The organism is Sunxiuqinia sp. A32, from assembly GCF_052690465.1.
The window spans coordinates 94093-117037 of the sequence record NZ_JBQYLI010000008.1; the positions used below are offsets into that span (position 1 = coordinate 94093).

13 protein-coding genes are annotated in these 22945 nt (G+C 39.2%); all 13 read left to right on the top strand.

What is annotated here, in order from left to right; translation table 11 throughout:
• Nucleotides 1-57: 57 nt before the first annotated feature.
• The 13 genes from ACUNWD_RS10315 to ACUNWD_RS10375 all read left to right on the top strand — a co-directional run bounded on the left by ACUNWD_RS10315 (nucleotide 58) and on the right by ACUNWD_RS10375 (nucleotide 22943).
• Nucleotides 58-1341, top strand: coding sequence for a hexokinase family protein (locus ACUNWD_RS10315; RefSeq protein ID WP_445587722.1), 1284 nt, complete (start codon nucleotides 58-60; stop codon nucleotides 1339-1341).
• Between the two features lie 63 nt (nucleotides 1342-1404).
• Nucleotides 1405-3129 carry a carboxylesterase/lipase family protein gene (locus tag ACUNWD_RS10320; RefSeq protein ID WP_445587723.1) on the top strand — a complete coding sequence of 575 codons (1725 nt, stop codon included), beginning with the start codon at nucleotides 1405-1407 and terminating at the stop codon, nucleotides 3127-3129.
• Nucleotides 3130-3160: 31 nt separating this feature from the next.
• Entirely contained in the window at nucleotides 3161-5608 is a 2448-nt protein-coding gene (locus ACUNWD_RS10325) for a sugar-binding domain-containing protein (protein WP_445587724.1), read from the top strand.
• A 197-nt stretch (nucleotides 5609-5805) separates the two neighbouring features.
• The gene (locus tag ACUNWD_RS10330) at nucleotides 5806-7002 is read left to right on the top strand and encodes a glycoside hydrolase family 76 protein (protein ID WP_445587725.1); all 1197 of its coding nucleotides are present in this window, start codon (nucleotides 5806-5808) and stop codon (nucleotides 7000-7002) included.
• A gap of 70 nt (nucleotides 7003-7072) precedes the next feature.
• The gene (mgrA, locus tag ACUNWD_RS10335; protein WP_445587726.1) at nucleotides 7073-8065 is read left to right on the top strand and encodes an L-glyceraldehyde 3-phosphate reductase; all 993 of its coding nucleotides are present in this window, start codon (nucleotides 7073-7075) and stop codon (nucleotides 8063-8065) included.
• Between the two features lie 222 nt (nucleotides 8066-8287).
• Entirely contained in the window at nucleotides 8288-8875 is a 588-nt protein-coding gene (locus ACUNWD_RS10340) for an RNA polymerase sigma factor (protein ID WP_445587727.1), read from the top strand.
• A 145-nt stretch (nucleotides 8876-9020) separates the two neighbouring features.
• Nucleotides 9021-10076 (top strand): FecR family protein, encoded by a 1056-nt coding sequence (locus tag ACUNWD_RS10345; protein WP_445587728.1) that lies wholly within the window; start codon nucleotides 9021-9023, stop codon nucleotides 10074-10076.
• 233 nt (nucleotides 10077-10309) lie between these two features.
• Entirely contained in the window at nucleotides 10310-13645 is a 3336-nt protein-coding gene (locus ACUNWD_RS10350) for a TonB-dependent receptor (RefSeq protein WP_445587729.1), read from the top strand.
• A 19-nt stretch (nucleotides 13646-13664) separates the two neighbouring features.
• Nucleotides 13665-15359 (top strand): RagB/SusD family nutrient uptake outer membrane protein, encoded by a 1695-nt coding sequence (locus ACUNWD_RS10355; protein ID WP_445587730.1) that lies wholly within the window; start codon nucleotides 13665-13667, stop codon nucleotides 15357-15359.
• Between the two features lie 433 nt (nucleotides 15360-15792).
• On the top strand, nucleotides 15793-17988 hold the full coding sequence (locus ACUNWD_RS10360) for a GH92 family glycosyl hydrolase (RefSeq protein ID WP_445587731.1): 2196 nt from the start codon (nucleotides 15793-15795) through the stop codon (nucleotides 17986-17988).
• A gap of 72 nt (nucleotides 17989-18060) precedes the next feature.
• A complete protein-coding gene (locus ACUNWD_RS10365; RefSeq protein ID WP_445587732.1) occupies nucleotides 18061-20031 on the top strand; it encodes a glycoside hydrolase family 97 protein in 1971 nt (656 codons plus the stop codon).
• A gap of 185 nt (nucleotides 20032-20216) precedes the next feature.
• On the top strand, nucleotides 20217-21326 hold the full coding sequence (locus ACUNWD_RS10370) for a beta-propeller domain-containing protein (RefSeq protein WP_445587733.1): 1110 nt from the start codon (nucleotides 20217-20219) through the stop codon (nucleotides 21324-21326).
• Nucleotides 21327-21365: 39 nt separating this feature from the next.
• Complete coding sequence (locus ACUNWD_RS10375; protein WP_445587734.1) at nucleotides 21366-22943, top strand: rhamnogalacturonidase; 1578 nt, start codon at nucleotides 21366-21368, stop codon at nucleotides 22941-22943.
• Nucleotides 22944-22945 lie beyond the last annotated feature (2 nt).

Below are 22945 nucleotides of genomic sequence, written 5' to 3' on the forward strand. Positions count from 1 at the left end.
GTTTTTAGTCATCAAATTTAGAATGATAAAGTTGAACTAATTGATATATAGATACAAATGAATTTAGTAGAACAGTTTTTAAAAGATCACAAGATATCAAGCGATTATATTGATATGCAATCGCTGGTTACAAGTTTTATAAAGGATATGGAAGCTGGACTTGAGGGAAAATCAAGTTCATTGATGATGATTCCAACCTTTATAGAAACCGATAAATCAGTCAAGGTAAACGAACCTGTTATTGCCGTAGATGCCGGTGGAACAAACCTGCGCATGGCAAAGGTTTATTTTGATGATGAATTAAGTCTGATAACAGAGGATCTTCAACAGAGCAAGATGCCGGCAGTTGATCGCGAACTATCGAAAAAAGAATTCTTCGACACATTTGCCAGCTATTTGGAGGATTTGAAATCGATTTCTGACAAAATTGGCTTCTGCTTTTCATATCCGACTGAAATCTATCCGAACAAGGATGGAAAGCTGATTGAATGGAGTAAGGAGGTTAAAGCACCAGAAGTTATTGGCGAGATGATTGGCGAAAATCTGTTGGCCGCAATGGATACACCCGATAAAAATCTGGTTCTTTTAAATGACACTGTTGCAACTCTTTTAGCTGGAAAAGCAGTTGGCGTAGCCAAGGAATATGATACTTATATTGGATTTATCCTAGGAACAGGAACCAATACCAGCTACATCGAATTAAATCAAAATATTTCCAAAACTCCCGGTCTGAATTTATCGGCAAGTCAAATAATCAACATTGAATCAGGAAATTTTGACAAGACCATTAGAACGGATATTGATCTTCTTTTTGATAGCCAAACAAAGAATCCGGGACGGTATACATTTGAAAAAATGTTTTCTGGTGGATATCTTGGTGGATTGTGCACTACGGCTTTAAAAATTGCTTCTCTCGAGGGTATTTTTTCTCATTCAGCGCAACTGTCTCTGGACGAGTTAGATGAGCTTTCATCAGAGGAAGTCAATAAGTTCATTTGTGGAATTGACCTGACAACGAATCGTTTGGCTGATATCCTGATAGGTGATGATGACCAAAAAGCGGCTACGCTAATTATTGAAGCACTTATTGAACGTGCTGCGAAATTGGTTGCAGCTAATTTGGCTGCCGTAATCTTAAAAACCGACCTTGCTAAAGGTGCAGATAAAACAGCGTTATTGACGATTGAAGGAACTACCTTTTATAAGCTGAAAAACCTTAAAAAGATGGTTGAAGTCTACCTTGATGATTTCCTTAAAGGAGAAAACAAACGCTACTATGAATTTGCCGAAGTTAAAAATTCAAGTTTGCTGGGCGCTGCAATTGCTGCAATCGTTAACTAGAACTGAATTTTTAATGGATTCGAAATTTGAATGCTAAGCAACCCAATTTCAGGAACTAGAGAAATGAAAAACAGTTATATTTCCAGACGAAGATTTCTTCAGCTTTCGGGAGCCGGTACTACGGGTATCGTATTTTCCGGTAGCATCTTGACCCGACAATCATACGCAAACGAATCAGCTTATGTGCTGGCTGAAACTACCTTCGGGAAAGTGCGGGGCGTTGAAAGCCGTGGCATAAAGATCTTTAAAGGTATTCCTTACGGAGGAAATACCGGCGGATTAAACCGTTTTATGCCTCCTGTTGATCCCCAAAGCTGGACCGGCGTTCGCGATGCGTTGGAATACGGTCACAGCGCACCTCAAAGTGCACATTGGCCCCCCAAAAAGGAGGGAAAAACTAAGTCAAAAGCTACTTCAAAAAGGGAAGCTGAGCCTCAAAAGGAAAAGCTTACAGGTCCGTCGATTTATAAAGCTTTGTCTGTGCCCGGCGGCAAGAATACAGGTGAAGGAGAAGATTGCCTGGTATTAAATGTTTGGACTTCTGCTATCAACGATGGTGGTAAAAGGCCGGTCATGCTTTGGTTGCACGGAGGTGGTTTTCGCGGTGGTTCCGGCTCAAATCCGGGATGGGATGGTACCAACCTTTGTCTTCGCGGCGATGTGGTGGTAATGACCATTAATCATCGTCTGAATGTGATGGGTTTTGCCAATCTGAGTGAATTCAGCTCCGACTTTTCGGCTTCCGGACAAGTTGGAATGCTGGATATTGTGCATGCTTTAAAGTGGGTCAAAAAGAATATAGAACAATTCGGTGGCGATCCTGATCGGGTGATGATATTTGGTCAGTCGGGTGGAGGGAGAAAGTGTGAAACATTACTTGCAATGCCTTCAGCAAAGGGATTGTTCCACAGGGCAGCTATTCATAGTGGAATCGCGTTGCATATTGTTGATAAAGAAGTTGCGCTGCGCAATGCGGAAATGTTGCTCAAGAAACTGAACCTTAAAAAAAGGAATATTCACAAAATACAACAGCTTCCGTTAAATCAGATTTTGATGGCACACTATGAAGTCAATAATGACATTGGCAATTCAGAACTGGATTATTACGGATTTGCACCTTCTGTAGATGGAACTATCATTCCGCAACATCCATTCTATCCAACTGCTTCCTCGGTGTCGCCTGATGTTCCCATTTTAGTTGGCTCTACCCGTACCGAATGGACAGGGCTTACTACAGATGCAAAATACTGGCATTTGGATAATGAAAGCCTGAAAGTAGAGGTTCAGAAAGTAATTGGACAACAGCCGGATGAAATGATTGACTTGTACCAAAAGCATAATCCCGGATTGTCACCGTCCGATATTTTCTTTTTGATAGCAAGTGATTTCAGCTATGGTGCCAAAACAATGAAAGTAGCTGAACGACGAGCTGCATTAGGCCGTGGTCCGGTATACCTGTTTTACTTTGCTTGGGAAAGCCCGGTGCAGGGAGGTATGCTAAAATCACCGCATAACATTGAATGGCCTTTCGCTTTTGATAACGCTGAGATTTGCTCCGCCCTGACAGGGGGTAGACCTGATGCAATGGCATTGGCTGATAAAGTCAGTGATGCCTGGATTGCTTTTGCAAAAACAGGAAACCCAAATACTTCAAAAATGCCCAAGTGGAACCAGTTTGAAAATGAGAACAGGGCAACCATGATTATTGACAATGAGAGTCGGTTGGTAAATGATCCTTTAAGGGAACAGCGCATTGCCATGTTTCGGGCTCTAAAAATTGAAAATTAAACTAAACCATTAATAATAAACCAAATTAAAAATGCTAATTGAAACTATTAAAAACAGCAAGAGGCTAGTCACTGGCAGACTAATGGTGATTGCCTTGTTACTTTTAACCACAAACTCCTGGTCGCAAGTTGGTCGGGAAGTCGCAGAAGATCAGTTGAATAACGGTCAACGATATACCGAAAGCTTTTGGAACGGTTGGAAATTTCTAAAGGGAATGAATCCTGATGGGGCAGAAAAAGCCTGGTTCAATGATCATGATTGGAGCCGGGTGACTATTCCCCATGATTATGCAATGGATGATCCTTATAGTTTGGAAAACACCATGTACGAAGATGGATACTCCAAGTATTCAACTCACAAGAAACCCGGTTCCCAAGGCTATCTACCACGGAAAATGGCATGGTACAGAAAGTATTTCAGGGTGCCGGAAGATATCAGTGATAAAAAAGTTTTTATTGAATTTGATGGTGTATTTCGTGATAGTTACACTTATTTGAATGACGAACTATTGGGCAATAACTATAGCGGCTACACCAGCTTTGTTTATGACATGACTCCACATATCAGGACTGGCGCGGAAAATGTATTGGCTGTAAAAGTGAATGGAGAACTTAATGAAGGTTGGTGGTATGAAGGCCGCGGAATTTACCGTCCTGTAAAAATGATTATTACTGATAGGTTACATGTTGCTCAATGGGGAACCTATGTTACTACGCCAAAAGTCACTACCGAAAATGCAACGGTTAATATTAAAACTGAAGTTGCCAATGAGTATGGTTCATCAGTGAATTGTACGCTTCAAAGCATTGTTTTGGATATGAACGACAATGTTGTGGCAACTGTGACCAGCAAAAAAAGTATTGGGAAAAATGCCACATTTGAATTCAATCAAAATGTGACTGTAAAATCACCCGAGTTGTGGTGCCCGGAGAATCCGTATCTGTACAAAGTGGTTACAAAAGTTATGCGTGACGGGAAACAGAAAGATGAATATACCACCAACTTTGGGATACGTACGTATTACTTCGATGCCAACAAAGGGTTCTTTCTGAATGGCAAACATTATAAACTTTACGGAGCATGTAATCACGACGATTATGCCGGCTTGGGGATGGCTGTTCCAAAACGTATTCAATACGAAAATATCAGGCAAATGGCTGACGGCGGTATTATCCTTTTGCGAGGAGCACACAATATGCGTGCAGCCGATGAACTTGATGCCTGTGATAAATATGGAGTAATGGTTTGGAACGAAACACGGTACTTCCGGAATACCGATTTTGATGAAGAGTCGCTGAAAACCTTGATTCGACGCGACAGAAATCACCCCAGTGTGATTCTTTGGAGTTTGGCCAACGAAGATCGGATTCAGGGAACCGACGAAGGTGTTGTAACTGGGAAAAGGCTGAAGAAAGTTGCCAATGCTGAAGATCCCACCCGTCCGGTAACCAGTGCAATTAACGTTTCTTGGGCCCTTGATGGTTCAAGAGGCAATCCCGATTACCAGTATCTTTGGGATTTGCATGGCTACAACTGGATTAACTGGGATAAAATTGATGCCGATCATAAAACTTATCCCGACCGCAAATTCTATATCAGTGAGTTCACTTTTGAAGATGGGATTGAATTTATTCAAAAGCGCGATTATGTTGCTGGTGGCTCGCCTTGGTCAGGTTTTGCCTACAAAGGTGAACACAGCTGGCCCGAACTCGCCTGTGAAGGCAAATTATGGAACATGGTGCACGAACCAACCATCCGTTTTTGGCGTGCAAAAGCAGAGTGGGGCTTCCAAATGAAAAAGTGGACAGTTCATGTTGAGCCAACTTCCGGTGGATGGAAAGGGTATGAAGGTGACCATGTAGCATTTATGGGATATACTAATTGTGAGAAAGTAGAAGTCTACCTGAATGATGAACTGAAAAAGACGATTGTAATGCGTACCCATGATGGAACCAATGAGTGGAGCGACTATAAGCTACTTTTCAAGAAAGATGTTGCGCTTAGTCATATTGAGCCATTTGTTTCCGGGAGTACATTGAAATTTGTTGGTAAAAACGGGGATGAGATTGTAGATACCCAGGTTTTCAAACCCATGTTAAAAGCAAGGAAAATTGTAGTTGAGCCCAAGCCAGGTAAAATTGGCATTGCCGGGGATGTTTCTGTGGTTACTATTACGATTCAGGATGAAAATGGAAATATTATTCCTGATGCTGATTTGTCAATAACGGTTGATGTTTCCGGAGATGGAAAACTCATCGGGTTGGGAAGTGCAGACTCTGATGCCAGTAAAAACGGAACAGAACCTGAAAAATTTGTTGATCATAAGCATACCTGGAAGGGAATGTTGAAAGCAATAATTCAATCAACAGATAAACCGGGGAAAATCACGATTTCAGCCAGTGGAGGTCGTTTAGAAAGTGGAAATGCAAGTATTCAAACCGTAGGAGCGGCGGTAAGTTTCATATCAACTGAAAACTAGTTTGTTTTGATTTGTTGATTTAGTTTTAGTTACAGAAAGAAGCTATTCATGCAAGTTATGACACTGGCTTCTTTCTTATTTAATTCATAATGATTGTTAATGTAAATTGTTGCATAGAGGATTGCAAAGCATAATTCTTTAGTTTTGATGCGTTAATTTAAAAAAAACTAAAATAGTACAACCTAAACCAAAAGATCATGCAAAGATTATTCTTATTTCTTTTAATATCAGTTTATAGTATTTCCTTGTATGCCAGTGGGAATGAGCAGGCTAATACGAAAACTACCATCCAATGGGAAAAAACGGCTGAAGGGATGAGCCGGGCTTTAATCGATCATTTCTGGGGTGCCAATTTTAAAGGATATGAAGATCGGTATTATTTCAACTACGGAAGTGATTTGTCGAATATGACCACAAACCATTACTGGCCACAGGCACACGCTATGGATGTTGTTGTGGATGCTTATATGCGCACATCTTCGCAGTACTACCTTGATTATTATCCACTGTGGTGGAAAGGTGCTCCCAAGTTTAACTTCTCAGGAAGAGATGAGGACAGATGGTGGAACGTATTTGTTGATGACATGGAATGGATTACCCTTGCCCAACTTCGTATGTTTGAATCTACCGGCAATGAGCAATACATTAACAAAGCCATGCAAATGTACAACGACTGGATTTGGCCACAATGGGGACCTGATGATGAAGCTCCATGGTATGGCGGTATTACCTGGAAAACGGATGTAAGCAAGTCGAAGAATGCTTGCTCAAACGGACCGGCAGCCATTATTGCTGCCCGTATTTATACGATGTATGATAAGGTGAAGAATCCTGGTGCTAAAACAAAACAGGCTTACCTCGATGAGGCTACTAAAATATATTCATGGCTGCGTAAAAACCTTTATGTAGAAGCAGAAGGTAAAGTTTACGATAATATGAACGGACGTGGTGGTCTGGGGAAAGCCATCTTTACCTACAACCAGGGAACCTTTATTGGTGCAGCTCACGAACTGTATAAAATAACCGGAGACAAACAATACCTGGAAGACGCAAAGAAAGCTTCCGATTATGTAATTGATCACATGTCAAACAACAAGGGGGTACTTTCCAATGCAACCTCCGGCGATGGTGGTCTGTTCCATGGCATTTTCTTCCGCTATTTTGTTCGCTTGATCAATGAACCGGACCTGGATGCTGCTTCACACGAAAAGTATTACAACTACATTACAAAGTGTGCTACCGTAATGGCAGAAAATGGTTTGAACAAAAAGACAATGTTATACGGTGGTGATTGGTGGAATGCACCCGGTGATAAAGATCCCGTAGCTTTAACTCCGATGTTATCAGGGTGCATGCTTATGGAGGCCATGTGTATTTTAAAACCTTTGAAGTAGAAGGTGCCTGTTACGAGGCACAATTTAAACAGAATCCAAATATTTGTAATAAACTAACGAAATAATTAAAATGACTTACGTTGCTGATGAAAACCGGTACGGCGAAATGCTGTACAACAAATGTGGGAAATGGGGATTGAAATTGCCTGCTATCTCTTTAGGGCTCTGGCATAACTTTGGAGGTGTTGACGTATTTGAAAACAGCCGTGCCATGTGTCGCAGAGCTTTTGATCTGGGAATAACACATTTTGATTTGGCGAATAATTACGGCCCGCCAGCCGGGTCAGCTGAAGAAAACTTCGGTAAGATTATGAAACAAGACCTGGGAATTTATCGCGATGAACTCGTCATTTCATCCAAAGCAGGTTATTATATGTGGCCCGGACCTTACGGTGAATGGGGGAGTCGCAAAAACCTCTTGTCAAGTCTCGATCAAAGTTTAAAGCGAATGGATTTGGAGTATGTCGATATTTTTTATTCGCATCGTCCCGATTTCAATACGCCGCTTGAAGAAACGATGATGGCGCTCGATCAGGCTGTTCGTCAGGGAAAAGCATTGTATGTCGGTGTATCAAACTATCCGGCAGAAAGGGCTGCTGAGGCTGCAAAGATCCTGAAAGAATTGGGAACCCCCTGTCTAATTCATCAACCAAAATATTCTATGTTCGAACGCTGGGTGGAAGATGGTTTGCTGGATGTGCTGGAGCAGGAAGGCATTGGATGTATTCCGTTTTCACCGCTGGCGCAGGGGCTTCTTACTGACAAGTATCTGGATGGAATACCGGAAGGATCAAGAGCCGCTAAATCATGGGGTTTTCTGAAACCGGAAATGGTTGGACCAGCCATTGAAAAGGTGAAAAAGTTAAATGAGATAGCGATTAAGAGAGAACAAACTTTGGCGCAGATGGCATTGGTTTGGTTACTCAAAGACCCGCGGATAACATCTGTTTTAATTGGAGCAAGTTCTGTTAAACAGTTGGAAAACAATGTATTTGCTTTGAAAAACGTGAAGTTTTCAGAAACAGAGTTAGAACAAATCAAAAACATTCTTTCTGACAATTAGAAAGATGTAAATGAAACTGTTTGGCTATGGCTAAATTACGAATAATTCAACGCCTGATTTTCAGATAAGTTGATGTTAGATGTTACACTTTTAGAATTGAAAATTAGGGGTGAAATATTTAATTATGGATACTATCATACACGAATAAAAGCATGCACATATTTTTAACATTGGGGTAATTTACTACTTTTACAATCCTTCAGACTTAATTTGTGCTTAAAAGTGGCGGTAAAGGGAAATATAACACCTGAATTAATAGACCGTTTGCGTAACGGAGATATATTGGCGTTTGATTATATCTATGAACAATATAGTCACAAGTTATTTTCATTCATTTTTAAGATTTTGAAAGATGAAGCAGAATCTGACGATATTGTTCAGGAAGTATTTGTAAAGATTTGGGAGTCTAAAGATAAAATTGGAGATTTTCAATTGTTAAACTCCTATATCTTTACAATTGCATATAACTTTTCTATTAGTCTAATCCGAAAAAAAATTAGTAGTAATGGATATCTTGAACATTTAAAAAAAGCCTCCGTATTACAAAATGCTCCAACAGCGGTTAGCCAGATCGAATTTAATGAGCTAAGTAGTCAAGTCGAAAGTCTGATTTCAAAATTACCTGAAAGACAAAAGCAAGTTTATCATTTGCACCGTGAAAAAGGCATGACTTATCTTGAAATTGCTGAGGAATTAGGAATTTCAAAAAATACGGTAGAAAATCACATGGTAAAAGCATTGAAGTTTCTTCGTGGTAACATTGACACCTCTTTATTGGTTAATGCTCTGTTCGTTTACATGTTTTTATAATTTGCGGTATTTAACTTTTCCATTTGACTTTTTAGCGTATCAACGTCACGAATCTTAAGTGATTTAGAAATAAATGCATTTTTTTTTGAAAGTGATGTAGTGGTATTGCCTATCTTAAACGTATCACATATACAATAAACGAAAAATGAAGAAAGATATATTCAAAAAATACTTGAATGAAGAATGCAGTATTGGTGAATTTGAACAATTTATTGAATGTGTAAAAGAAGAAGAAATTAGTCGCTCTGATTTGTCTGATATTCAGGAGGTGTGGGAGGAATTTGATCCTGATATTAAACGCATTAATAAAGAAAAATACAATGCATTATTGGACAAAATCCATCATAAAATCAACTTAAGTCAAAATGAAGTTCGGTTAAGGACTCAAAAATTATCTTCAAAAAAACGATTATTATTCCTTTTTAATCGTGCGGCTGCAATTTTGTTTATTCCGGTTTTAACTTTATTACTCTACACAACTTTCTCTGGATCTGGATTATTTATGAAAAAAATGAATAATCTTGAAGTGCAGGCTCCTGCCGGTTCTCGCATAAAGGTCGATTTAAGTGATGGTACGGTGGTTTGGTTAAATCATGGAGGCAAGTTAAAGTATCCGTATAGGTTTGGTCGAAAGAACCGCAAAGTACAGCTCGAAGGTGAAGCTTATTTTGAAGTTGCTCATAATTCGTTCAACCCATTTATAGTAGAGACAAATCGAGTGAATATTAAAGCAACCGGAACGGAATTTAATGTGAGTGCATATTCAAGTGATAAACTGGTCGAAACAACATTAGTTGAAGGAACTGTGATCCTTTACGAGAAAAAGAATAATCGTCAAATTAAAGTTTTGTCACCTGGTGAATGCTTAAAATTTGACGCTTCTAAAAACGCCTATCTTCTCGAAACCGGAAATACAAAAAAATATACAGCGTGGAAAGATGGCATGTTGGTGTTTAAAAATGATGCAATTACAGAGGTGGCTAAAAAACTAGCCCGATGGTACAATATCGATGTTGAAATAACCAACGAAAGGGTAAAAGAATTTACCTATACAGCCACATTTACAACAGAGACTTTGTCTCAGGTGCTTGAATTATTGACATTGGCAACACCCGTCAGTTATGAACTTACGCCGAGTGAAAAGCTATTGAATGGAACGTTCTCTAAGCAAAAAGTTCAAATAGGATTTAAGAAACATTAAACCACTATACAGCTAATTTTAACTTAAAACAAAAACGTGTATTGCCTATGAGATGAGATTAAAATGAAAAAAAGCAGGAAAATGTCCTACCATCTTCCTGCCAGAGATTCAAAAAACGTCAAAAAATTCTTTTGACAATTTTAAACCATAATCAAAACAAAAGTATGAAAAAAAATGTATGGGATCATGCTCTTGGAATTAGATTTTCAAGAGCCATAAAATTTTTATTAATAATGAAACTGACACTATTTATTTTTCTGTTTTCATTTTTTGGAGCGGTCGCTTCTGTAACCTATTCCCAGACCACTAAACTTTCTTTAGACTTGAAAGACAAAACCATTAAGGAGGTACTCGGAGTGATTGAAAATCAGAGTGAATTTTTCTTCTTATATTCTGAGAAAGTTATCGACGTTAGCAGGAAAGTGAATATAGAAGTGGAAGCTAGTTCCCTTGAGAAAATTTTGGCTGAAATATTTCAAGGAGAGAATGTTAATTATACCGTTAAGGGCCGGCAAATTGTCTTAACTTCTGATGATGCTGATAATTTATACGATGCTATGTTATTTACACAACAAGCTTCTGTTTCCGGAAAAGTTACTGATTCAGCTGGACTTCCTTTACCAGGGGTAACTGTGGTGATTGTTGGAACGATGAAAGGTACTATTACCAATGGTGAAGGTACATATACAATCCCCGGTCTTTCAACAACTGATGTTTTGCAGTTTTCATTTGTGGGCATGAGAACGCAGGAAATTACTGTTGGCACGAACACAACTATTGATGTTCAGATGGTTGAAGATGCCATTGGAATCGAAGAAGTCGTAGCTATTGGTTACGGTGTGCAAAAGAAAGTAAGTTTAACCGGTGCTGTTGATGCTGTAGATACAGAAGAAGCAATAAAGGGCCGTCCTATTACTAATGTAACTCAGGCATTACAAGGAAATTCTCCCGGACTTGTTATCCAACAAAGAAGATACAACCCACAAGGTGGAAGTTTTGCTATTAATGTTAGGGGAACAACCACTACTGGAAATAATGACCCGTTAATTGTTATTGACGGAATTATTGGGGGTAATCTTAATACTCTTAATCCCAGTGATATTGAGAGCGTATCCGTTCTAAAAGATGCCGGATCTTCGGCTATATATGGTTCTCGTTCAGCGAATGGTGTTATTTTGATCACCACCAAGAAAGGGAAAGCTGGTGCTAATCCAACAATAACCTATAATGGTATGTATGGTATGCAGGTACCTCAAATTTTATTTCACCCGGTAAGTGCTTATGATAATGCGCTGGATAAGAACATGTCACTAGCCAATTCTGGGAGGCCACCTCAATACTCTGAAGCTCAACTTGCAGAAATTAAAGCAAACGGTGATGGTGACTGGCGGCAAGAAACATTAATGCATAACGCACCACAAACAAACCATAATTTAAGCATTAGTGGTGGTACTGAGCATAGTACATACTTAATGTCATTTGGATATATGGACCAGCAAGCTTTTTTGGAAAAAAGTCAGGTTATTGATCGTCCTTGGGGAAATCAACGATATAATTTCCGTTTAAATCAAACAATAACTTACGGCAAGTTTAGTTCTGGGTGGAAATTATCGTATGCTAAAATAACTTATAATGAGCCATATAACTGGGTGTTTGGTGACGCAATACGTGCTCCCCTTACTGATAGCTTTCAGGACGAGGAAGGACGCTACATTACCGGATTTGTTTCTTCCAACCAATTAGCTCAGTTGCGCTTAGGAGGATTTAAAACTTCTAACGATGATGAAGTGAATGGTAGTATATCTGCAGGATTTGATATTACACCAGAAATAAATGTTAAAGCAGTATTTGGAGGTACTGTAACATCAAATAATCGCAAGGAAAGAGAAATTCAGATAAATTATTTTCCTTCAGGAAGTTCCAATACAGGTAGGAGCACTCTGGACTGGAATCGAAAAGTACTTTTTACGAATACTAACCTGGTTGCTACGTACATGAAGAGCTTTGGAGAACATGATTTAAGTATTTTGATTGGTGCCGCAAATGAATCTTATATACGAGAAGGCAGTCAGGTACGGAAAAGATATACGGATCCTCTTTTAGGTGTTCCAACTACCGGAACAATTGTAGACGAGGGAAGTACAAGGAACTACGTAAATGATTCGAGGGAAAGTAGCCTAAACTCCTTTTTTGGAAGGGCATCTTACTCTTATGCCAATAAGTATTTTATTGATGCTACTTTTAGGGCTGATGCATCATCAAATTTTCCTAAAAGCGGACGTTGGGGATATTTCCCTTCAATTGGCGGGTCATGGCGTATGACCGAAGAAGCTTTTATGAGCGATTTTAAAGACCGGGTTGGTAGTTTGAAATTGAGGGCTAATTATGGTATTTTAGGTAACCAAAGTGTGAATCCTTACCAATTTCAGTCTACATATAGTACCAATACCAATGTTTATGCTTTTAACAATCAGGTAACTGCAGGCGCTACCCGTAACTTAGCCAATGAAAACCTTACCTGGGAAAAATCGGCAACATTTGATGTTGGTGTAGATGCTACATTGTTAGGAGGAAAGTTGAATGTTACGTTGGATTACTTTAGTCAAATTACAAGTGATATTCTTGCTCCTAGGGAAGATGTTCCTTTAATTTTTGGATCTGGGTTCCCTACGTATAATGTTTCGAAAGTACAAAACAGAGGATGGGAAGCTAAAGTAACATACGCTTCAAAAGGCACAAAATTTTCACATAACGTCACATTTAGTATTTCTGATGCTTTAAGTAAATTGTTGGAATATAGCTTCGGTCAAACTGAAAACGTGTTCCAACGTGAGGAATTTGAATTTGTTCGCCGTGTAGGTTATCCGATTACTGTTTATCAGGCGTATAAGACTAACGGTTTATACCAAACACAGGAAGAAGTAAACACCTATCCTAAATTCGAAAGCGCTGAAGTTACTTTAGGTGACTGGAAATTTGTTGACAAAAATAAGGATGGTAAAATTGATACCAATGATAAATTTATTTTAGGGAACCCTTTTCCAAGATATGTATTTGGCTTTAACTACAATGTAACTTATAAGAACTTTGATTTAGGCGTTTTTGTGCAAGGCGTTTTGAAACGTGATCAACTAATCAGAGGTGAGTTAATAGAGCCTTATCACTTTAGCGACTATGGTGGTACTGTGTACGACAGTTCAAGCGATTTCTGGACTCCTGAAAATACCGATGCAAAATATCCTCGCTTAGCTGAACGCGGTAGTGCTTCAAATAATAATAACTTCCGTACTGGGTCTGATATGTACTTATTTAGTGGCGCATATGCACGGCTAAAGAATATCCAGTTAGGATATTCTTTCGAAACGAATGGCTTGCTAAGCAAAGCGAACATTCAAAAAATGAGATTGTATTTTACAGCCCAGAATGTACTGACCATATCACCTTTGAAGTTTGCAGATCCTGAAATGACAGAATTCAATAATAATTATGACAATTCTTCAGGTGCAAATAGTCCAAGGGAATATCCTACACCTGCTTTTTATGGTATGGGTTTAGACATTACTTTTTAACAATTAAAATTTAGTTATTATGATATTAAGAATTTTGAATAAAACAACTCTAATCATAGTATTCTTATTGGTTGTTGTAGTAGGCTGTAAAGAGCTTGACTTGGAACCTTTAGATAAGTACGTTGATTCGAATTTCTGGCAGGTTGATGCCAATGCATTTAATGCCCTGTCTACCTGCTATCAGCAACAAATAAGTGGAGGACAAAATAGATCCAGCAGCCCTTCACAGGCTTACTTCTATAATGAATGTCTTTCTGATAATGCTTATTGTCCATTGGATGTAAACGTGGGTACTCCTTCACAAATTTCAAGTGGAGTTGATGCGAATTTCAATCCGGGGATCAACAGGGTGAAATACGAGTGGGGAAGCTATTATGTAAATATAAGGTCATGTAATTTATTTCTAGAAAATATCGACAATAATACGACAATTGCTTCCAATGTTATCGAACGCATGAAGGGTGAAGCAAGATATATCCGGGCACACGCATTTTTTAGATTGGTCAATTTATGGGGAGATGTTCCTTTAATTACAAAAGTACAAACTCCAGAGGAAGCAAAAACAACAGATCGAACAGTAAAGGCCGATGTCGTCGATTTTATTATTGATGAGTTGGATGCTGCAGCAGCTGTTTTGCCTAGTAGAGATCAACAAGCGGAAGTTGATCGTGGACGTATTACAAAAGGTGCAGCTAAAGCTATGAAAGCACGAGTATTGCTATACAACGAAAGATGGTCAGAATGTGCAGCTGTTTGTGAAGATTTAATGAATAATCCGGGAGTAAATGGTACTTATTCTTTACAGGCAAATTTCCCTGACATCTTTTCTGCTACAAATAAATATAACTCGGAAGTGATATCTGATTTGGGGTACCAGGCAGGTGTGCGTACCTGGAATGACTGGTCAGAATTCGGTCCGTTTTATGTTGGGCCTAACTCAAAGGGAGCCGATTTTGTTAACAATGTTCCTACTCAGGACTTGGTGGAAAGTTATCTAACATTGGATGGTATGGGAATATTTGAATCAGGATCAGGTTACCAGGAAGATGATGATCCATACTCAAACAGAGATCCACGCCTAACTTATACAATTGTCTATCACGGTTATGAGTGGACCAACAATGAAGGAACACAAATAATTTATATCAAGCCAGGAACTGATCCAGGAGATGGACAAAATGAAGTGGGTAAAACTCCTAGTTCACCTACAGGATATTTTTGGAGAAAATATTTTGATCCAACAGCCCCGGCAGGCTCTTTTGATTATGGTGAAAATATCATCATTCAACGATGGGCCGAAGTTCTGTTAATGTACGCTGAGGCAAAAACAATGATGAATGAAATGGATGCAGCAGTTTGGGATGTAACAATTAAGAAACTTCGTGAAAGAAGCGGGTTTACTAATCCTTTAGCCTTAAATTATCCAGGCAATACTTCTATGTCGATGATTGATCAGGTTCGTAATGAACGAAGAAGCGAATTGGCTTTTGAATCCGTGAGATATGACGATATCAGAAGATGGAAAATTGCAGAGGTTGTTATGAATCACCCTGTTGGTGATGAGGTGCGTGGTGCTAAATATGCTGAAAATAATACGACCTTCCTAAAAACTGTTGTAAGAAGGTTCGATCCGGCTAAGCATTATTTGTGGCCAATTCCAACTGAAACACTTCAGACAAATGACGTGATTCAACAAAACCCAAATTGGGACTAGAGTGAACATATAATCCAAGAGCCAGTTTGGGGCTCTTGGATTATGCTTTTTAATATTGTTGGAAACGATGAAATACATTAAAATATAAGGAGATAAAGTAAATCAACTACTAAAATTTGAAACTTACCTAAACCAATTGATCTAATGGATAACTATGCATTGAAATTTGAGACCAGGTTTGCATACCTAATTTGGATTCTGCATAAGAGTGAATACATATCTTTCTATTTCTTCCAAAGGTTCGCCAATCAAAAAGTATTAAAAATATCAACTCCTTCTACAACTTCAAATGCTACTAACTACTTATCTTTTTCATCGAAAAAGATAGATCTGCTGAATGGTCTATTCGAAAAAATCAGGATGAAAATAGCCGTTGCTAATAGTGCGAAACACTTCTAGTTCAGAAATTTTTAAAAGAATAATGCAATTAGATATGAAAAAAAAATATGTAAGAAATTCAATAGCATTCTGCTTCGTTATTGGGATATTTTATGTGGCTGCCATCAGTTGCAAACTGTCAGGATCTCAAGTAGTCAGTAAGCGTCCGGTTGATTATGTCAATCCTCTTATTGGCACAGCTCCAATGGAGGATGTTGAACATCTTGGAAATAATCCGGTGCCAGACGAAGAACTTTATTACGGATGTGTAAATCCGGGAGCGATGGTGCCAAACCCAAATGGAAAAGTATGCGCCGGACCAGTTAGTGGTTTTGATGGCTTACGTTATCACGTGCGTGGTTCAGGCTATCGTTTTACTGATGAAACAATCATGGGTTTCACTAATATGAACGGAGAATACCATGACGATAATAAGCTTCTTTTTATGCCAACGGTTGGGGCAATTAAGACGATTCCAGGAAGCCGTGAAAACCCATTTATTGGTTATCGGTCAGCAAAAGATGTGGAGAAGGAAAAAGCATCTCCCGGATACTATACCGTTGTCCTAACCACATATAATGTTAAGGTTGAACTTACGGCAACAAAAAGTTGTGGTTTTCAGAAATATACTTTTCCAAAATCAGAACAAGCCAATGTTTTAATTGATTTGGCTAATTCTCAGCCTTATGCAAAACATGCCTCTGTTAGCATTGTAAATAGCCATACGATTCAGGGGGTTCAGGAATATAGTAAAGATACTGTATTTAATATACCTGGAGGGGAACGAATGTTCTTTTATGCTGTTTTTAGCAAAGTTTTTAAAGAATTTGGTACTTGGGAGAATCGAGTAGTTTCACCGGGTTCGAAATCAGCGGAAGGATTACCGCTAGGAGCGTATGTAACTTTTAATACAAAAGCAGGAGAAGAAATTTTAGTAAAGGTTGGAACTTCAACTGAAAGTGTTGAAGATGCTGCAAATAAGCTGTCCGAGGAAATTCCTGATATGGATTTTGATGCAATTAGGCAACAGGCGGATGATGAATGGAGTGAAATTCTTAATAAAGTGGTTGTAGAAGGCGGTTCCGAAGCAGAGCGCATTAATTTTTATACCGCAGTATATCGAAAAAATGGCTATGGAAGAGGAGGAATTCTTCCCCAGTTTGAATCAACAGAATATTCTCGTAACCGGATTATTCGCGGAAGTTGGGGGGGAGGTTACTGGGGCCCAGGTGCAGTTGGCAGAGTAGTAGGTGCTTGTAAAAATGGTACTGGAAACTATGATATTAAGGCTGCCTACGAGAAATTTAAAAATGATGCAATCAACGGGGAACAGGCTGACGCCATTGCTTATCGAAAATATGGTTACATCCCTTCTAATTCTGGGGTTCATGACTATGTAAATCGGTCACTTGGGTTGGCTTATGAAGATTATGCAATGGCAGAATTAGCTAAAATTATGGGTAACAAAGAGGATTATCTGTTCTTTTTAAAAAGATCAAAAGGGTATAAAAAAATGTTTAATTCATCAACGGGGTTCTTTACTCCCCAAAATCCAGGTGGATCGTGGATTTTGCCATTAAACCCATTTGATTTTCATGCAGAAGACATTTACAGGGAAGGTAATGCCTGGAATTACTTATGGTTTAATATTGGCGATATCCCTGGCCTCATCGAGTTGTTGGGAGGAAAGGAAGTTTGTATTACCAAGCTAGATACTTTCTTTTCAAAATCCTTGCCCACGGATGCAATTCCATTACGCGACTGTACTGGCCTAATCGGATTGTATTGTCATGGTAACGAGCAATACCGGCACATCCCATATCTGTACAATTATCTTGGTGAACCCTGGAAAACTCAGGAGATTGTTCGTCTGATTCAGACAGAACTCTACAGACCTATTCCTGCAGGAATGTGTGGCATGGATGACTATGGGAATTTGGAAGGTTGGTATGCTACAAGTGTGCTGGGATTTAATGTTGCAGACAGAGCTTCAGGGTATTATGAGATAGGGAGTCCGGTCTTTCCTAAAGCTACCATTGCATTGAATGACGGAATCTTTACTATTGAGGCTCATAATGTTTCAAATACCAACAAGTATATTCAGTCTGCAACCTTGAATGGAAAGCCTTTAAATGTTTCAAGATTCAAACAAAGCGAGATTATTTCGGGGGGGAGTTTGATTTTTGAAATGGAGGCAACTCCTAATAAAGAATGGGGTATTGTAATGAATGCATCTGCTCCAATGATATAAGTTCAATTGTATATGTGGTTTTCTTGTGGTTTCGATTTTAATCGGGTAGTAGTAATTAAAAAATAAAAAACTATGAAAAATAAATTAGTCCTGGCTCTTGCTTTTTCTTTATTATTCTTCCAGGCATTAACAGTTTCAGCCAAGAAAATAACAACAGAATCTCCAAATAAGGAGATAACACTTAGTGTCGATCTTTCAAATCATATAGCATTTAGTATTGATTATAAGCATCAAAGCCTTTTGAAAGAGGGAGTTATTTCAATGGAACTCCTAAATGAAACTTTAGGAGAGAATCCTAAACTTCTTAGGTCAGAAAAGGGAGGCATTGATGAAATCGTTTGTCCGGTTGTACCGTTAAAAAATAGTGCAATTAGGAATAACTACAATGTGTTGACCCTATACTTTCAAAAGGATTATCAGTTGGAATTCAGGGTTTTTGATAATGGTGTCAGTTATCGCTTTATCACGACGAAACAAGGAGATATCACTGTCGTAGATGAGCATTCCAATTACTTATTTGATGACAATTATAGGGGATACATTTCAAAAACGGAACGTACCTTTAGTAATTACGAACACGTTTTTACCCCCATATGGTTGCAAGATTTTAATAAAGAAGATTTAGCTGTTCTTCCATTGTTCGTAGATGAACAAAAGGCTAAAATTTTAATTGCTGAGGCAGATTTGCATGATTACCCTGCCATGTTTATTAATGGCGATGATGGCAATGCAATTAAAGGTTGGTTTCCCAGATATCCAGAGGAGACAGGGCCAGTAATCGACCATCAGTATGATAATATAAGAGTAGATATTTTCAAAGAAGGCGACTATATCGCAAAAACAACAGGTAACAGAACTTTCCCGTGGCGTGTATTTGCAATTGGAGAGCAAGATAAAGATATTGTGACCAATGACTTGGTGTATTTACTGTCAATGCCATCTGAATCTTCAAATTTTGATTGGATAAAACCGGGACAAGTAGCTTGGGATTGGTGGAATGGTTACAATGTTACAGGTGTTGATTTTAAAGTGGGTATGAATACTGAAACCTACAAGTTCTACATTGATTTTGCTTCTGAATATGGCTTAAAATATGCTATGTTGGACGGAGGTTGGTCTTACAGTGCAATGGAAATAACCAGACAAAAACCAGAAATGGACTTAGAAGAGTTGGTTGAGTACGGTAAGCAAAAAAATGTCAAATTATTCTTATGGGCTTCATGGTTGGCAGTGGAAAACACGCCATCATTTCTTGACTATGCTAAGAAATTAGGAGTAGCTGGAGTTAAAATCGATTTTATGGACAGAAGCGACCAATGGATGATGAATTTTTATGAACGAACAGCTAAAAAAGCATTTAAAAATGGCTTGTTAGTTGATTTCCACGGTTCAATATCTCCTAAAGGACTGAGGCGGACATATCCAAATATTGTAGCATATGAAGGTGTTTGTGGAATGGAACAAAATTTAGGCGGTGGTTTTGACACACCAAATAATCACGTAATGTTGCCTTTTACCCGTAATGTTGTAGGACCAATGGATTATACTCCGGGAGCTATGCAAACTGTTCATCAAAAATATTGGCATGCTCACTGGATTAGCCCAATGAGTATTAGTACACGAGTACATCAACTTGCATTATACGTTGTCTTTGAGAGTGGCTTGCAAATGCTGTCGGACAGTCCGATACATTACCGTAAAGAAAATGAATGTGCTCAATTTATCGCGGATGTGCCAAACACATGGGACGAAACAGTTGTCCTGGATGGTAAAATAGGCGAATACATAATTATAGCAAAAAGAAAAGGAGACGATTGGTTTGTTGGAGGCATTACCAACGATAAAGAGAGAGAAATTGATATTGACTTTTCTTTTCTAAAGAAAAACACAAATTTCTTAATGACCATGTTTACTGATGGGGTGAATTCCGATAGAAACGCTATGGATTACAAAAAGGAAACCCAAAGGATAGAATCCAATGATAAGATGTCGGCTAAAATGAATAGCGATGGTGGTTTTGCTGCAAAACTGACTATTCAATAAATATGATTTGAGGCAAGCTGATGAGCTTTTTAAACCGGTCATTGAGTCGTGGCGAATTATGGGATGGCTATTTCTTAATAAAGACTTGCAAAGGGCTTATTAACGGTCAAGCACAACAAAGATTTAAAATGAATTTTAGGAAATAAATACATAACTAAATAATACTGAAGCTAAATCAATTAATCATGAGAATTATAAAAACCTGTTTCTTTTTTGCTGTGTTATTGACGGTTTCGTCAACTTTATTTTTTTGCAAAGGGCCAGTTAAAACCAATGACCAACTGGCTCAATCCACTCCTTGTATGGATGTGCTTCACCTTTTCACTGCGCCCGGTGTACCGGAATTGGGCCCTGCTGAAGAGTTTGTTCAATTCGTTAGCCGGGTTGACACAACAGCGCCGGCAAATTTGCCTGGAAATGGTTTGGCTCAGCATCCGATGCTTTATGTTGGAGAAAACTGCAACATCATGTTCCTGATTAAGGATGGCAAGGTGATTTGGACTTATTCCATTGGCGAAGGCCCTGAATTTGACGATATTTGGATGTATTCCAACGGAAACATTCTCTTTACCCGTATGTCGTATGTTGCATTAATCACACCAGACAAAAAAGAACTCTGGCGTTACGATTGCAATAATTCAAAAGGAATGGAGCACACCGAAATTCACGCTTGTCAGCCCATCGGAATGGATAAGGTCATGTTTGTTGAAAGTGGTTTGCCACCCAAACTGAAAGTTATCAACATCAAAACAGGTGAGGTAGAAGTTGATCAGGTTCTCCCTTCCAACCAACCACCTACAGTTGGTGATATCCATCCACAGTGCCGACGTGCACGATATACTGCTGACGGAACCTATCTCATTCCTTTTCTCAATATGGGATGGGTGATTGAATACGATAAAGATTTTAAGGAAGTGTGGAAATACAAAAGCAATAAACCCTGGGCTGCTATTCGCCTTAAAAATGGGAATACGCTGATCACAGATGAAATGGATGCTGCAACACGTGAAGTAAATAAACAAGGTGAAGTCGTTTGGGAATTTAACTGTCAAACCGATCTACCGGCAGAATACCAGTTTAAATCGGCCCCTCAAACCTGTACCAGGCTAGCAAATGGCAATACCATTTTTGCATCGCGCGGCGCGGGAGGACAAGGTACTCAACTTATTGAAGTTACACCAGACAAAAAAGTAGTTTGGGTATTGCAGGATTGGACAAAAGTTGGTGACGCTACGGCAGTACAAATTTTGGATGATCCAGGTATTCCGGAGATCCCAGGGCAATCAGAACATTAATAAAGTATAAAAAATATCAGGGAAAAATCTAGGATAGAAATGATGAGTAAAGATCGTACAGTTGGAAAGATAAGAAAGGCACTTTTTCTTTTGTTGTCTATTTTCTTTTTATCAAGCATCTTTAGGGACAGCAATGCCGCCCCTAAAGATATAAATAATGTATTTAACGTTCGCACTTATGGTGCAGTGGGAGATGGCAAGAATTTGGATAGCCCGGCAATTAACAAGGCCATTAAAGCGGCATCCGAGGCGGGAGGTGGAACTGTTTTGGTTCCGGCAGGGACTTATTTGAGTGGCTCTATCCGTTTGCAAAGCAACATCAACCTGCTCATCGATGTGGGTGCTACCATTTTAGGCGCTCCCCAAGAAATGAATGTATATGACGAAACTGAGCCTTTTGAGGGGCAGGCATACCAGGATGGAGGCCATACTTATTTTCATAACAGTTTAATTTGGGGCGAGAACCTCAACAATGTATTTATTACAGGAAACGGTATGATCCATGGTGGCGGACTGACAAAAGATAGCGGTCCGCTCGATCGTTTGTGCGATTACAACAATTGGAGGGATCCCAATCCCGACAGGAAATTTATTCCAATACGTTTGGGCAATAAAGCCATTGCGCTGAAGCTTTGCAAAAACGTGCTGATTCGTGATATTACCATTGCACATGGTGGTCACTTTGCAATTCTTGTAACCGGTTGCGATAATATGACCATAGACAATGTTACCATGGATACCAACCGCGATGGAATTGACATTGACTGTTGCCGGAATACCATGGTTTCCAACTGCCGTATTAATGCGCCCGGAGACGATGGACTTTGCATCAAAAGTAGTTTCGCCCTTAGTGAAGCACGCATTACCGAAAACCTCACTATTACCAACTGCCAGGTTGCCGGTTTCAAAGAAGGTACTTTACTCGATGGCACCATGCAAACTGATGGATGGGGACAGGGACGACTTAAATTTGGAACTGAGTCAAGTGGAGGCTATCGAAATTGCGTCGTGTCAAACTGTACTTTTCGCAATTGCTGGGGACTTGCACTCGAAGAAGTGGATGGCGGAATTCTTGAAAACATTACCATTACCAATATTACGATGATGAACATCACCCATTATCCGATTTACATAACTACTGGGAAACGCAACCGTACAGGTAAACTCACCGATGTTAGCCGCATGAAAAATGTGCTGATTTCAAATGTAATTGCCACTGGCATTACCAGCCGGAGTGGTGTTCAGATTACCGGTTTGCCGGAGCTGCCTATTGATGGTTTAAGGATGGAAAACATTCGTTTGGTTTTTGAGGGTGGTGGGACTGAAGACCAAGCTGGTATTATACCGAATGAACTGGGAACCGGATATCCTGAACCTACTGCCACCATGCCTGCCTATGGTTTTTTTGTGAGACATGTTAAAAATCTGGAATTGGCGGACATTACGACAAGGTTTGAAAAAGATGACCGACGACCTGCTACTATGTTTTTGGATGTTCATGGATTGGAGATTGACAACTTCAAGCCACAGTTGGCTGATGGAGTTAAAGCGGCTGTTTTTGGCGCAGATGTCAGCGATGTCACGATCCGCAATTCACCCGCGATTGAACAGGAATAAGC

Coding starts and splice junctions, on each gene's coding strand:
- ACUNWD_RS10375 (WP_445587734.1), top strand. CDS start 21,366: ATGATGAGTAAAGATCGTACAGTTGGAAAGATAAGAAAGGCACTTTTT.
- ACUNWD_RS10355 (WP_445587730.1), top strand. CDS start 13,665: ATGATATTAAGAATTTTGAATAAAACAACTCTAATCATAGTATTCTTA.
- ACUNWD_RS10370 (WP_445587733.1), top strand. CDS start 20,217: ATGAGAATTATAAAAACCTGTTTCTTTTTTGCTGTGTTATTGACGGTT.
- ACUNWD_RS10325 (WP_445587724.1), top strand. CDS start 3,161: ATGCTAATTGAAACTATTAAAAACAGCAAGAGGCTAGTCACTGGCAGA.
- ACUNWD_RS10365 (WP_445587732.1), top strand. CDS start 18,061: ATGAAAAATAAATTAGTCCTGGCTCTTGCTTTTTCTTTATTATTCTTC.
- ACUNWD_RS10330 (WP_445587725.1), top strand. CDS start 5,806: ATGCAAAGATTATTCTTATTTCTTTTAATATCAGTTTATAGTATTTCC.
- ACUNWD_RS10360 (WP_445587731.1), top strand. CDS start 15,793: ATGAAAAAAAAATATGTAAGAAATTCAATAGCATTCTGCTTCGTTATT.
- ACUNWD_RS10350 (WP_445587729.1), top strand. CDS start 10,310: ATGAAACTGACACTATTTATTTTTCTGTTTTCATTTTTTGGAGCGGTC.
- mgrA (WP_445587726.1), top strand. CDS start 7,073: ATGACTTACGTTGCTGATGAAAACCGGTACGGCGAAATGCTGTACAAC.
- ACUNWD_RS10345 (WP_445587728.1), top strand. CDS start 9,021: ATGAAGAAAGATATATTCAAAAAATACTTGAATGAAGAATGCAGTATT.
- ACUNWD_RS10315 (WP_445587722.1), top strand. CDS start 58: ATGAATTTAGTAGAACAGTTTTTAAAAGATCACAAGATATCAAGCGAT.
- ACUNWD_RS10320 (WP_445587723.1), top strand. CDS start 1,405: ATGAAAAACAGTTATATTTCCAGACGAAGATTTCTTCAGCTTTCGGGA.